The sequence below is a fragment of the Enterococcus sp. NPDC086594 genome (assembly GCF_044746145.1).
GTDB lineage: Bacteria > Bacillota > Bacilli > Lactobacillales > Enterococcaceae > Enterococcus_D > Enterococcus_D entomosocium.
In genome coordinates this window covers 160,167-160,776 of record NZ_JBIVBP010000001.1, presented here as the reverse complement: position 1 = coordinate 160,776, position 610 = coordinate 160,167, and the positions used below count along the sequence as shown (strand labels likewise).

At 46.9% G+C, this 610-nt stretch carries 1 protein-coding gene; it reads left to right on the top strand.

The genetic code is table 11. The features are described 5' to 3' along the window. On the top strand, positions 1–610 hold a 610-nt coding region (locus ACIPK1_RS00745), incomplete at both ends, for a MucBP domain-containing protein (protein WP_400449708.1).

Below are 610 nucleotides of genomic sequence, written 5' to 3'. Positions count from 1 at the left end.
CCTGTAACAGTCAAATATGAAGATGCTGAAGGAAATCAATTATCGGAACCGACGATCTTAAGCGGGAAAGTTGGTCTGCCATATGAAAGCGAACCAAAAGAAATACCAGGCTGGTATGTGCCTGAGACACCCAGCAATGCTCATGGGATTTTCGGAAAAGAAGCGCAGGAAGTAATTTATGTCTATGCTCGATCGGATGCGGCACCAGTGACGGTCAAGTATGAAGATACCGAAGGAAATCAACTGTCGGAACCAACGATTTTAAGCGGGAAAGTCGGTCTGCCCTACGAAAGCGAACCAAAAGAAATACCAGGCTGGTATGTGCCTGAGACACCAAGCAATGCTCATGGAATTTTCGGAAAAGAAGCGCAAGAAGTGGTCTATGTCTATGACCGTTCGGATGCAGCACCAGTGACGGTCAAGTATGAAGATACCGAAGGAAATCAACTGTCAGAACCGACGATCTTAAGCGGGAAAGTCGGTCTGCCCTACGAAAGCGAACCAAAAGAAATTCCAGGCTGGTATGTGCCTGAGACACCAAGCAATGCTCATGGAATTTTCGGAAAAGAAGCGCAAGAAGTGGTCTATGTCTATGACCGTTCGGATGCAG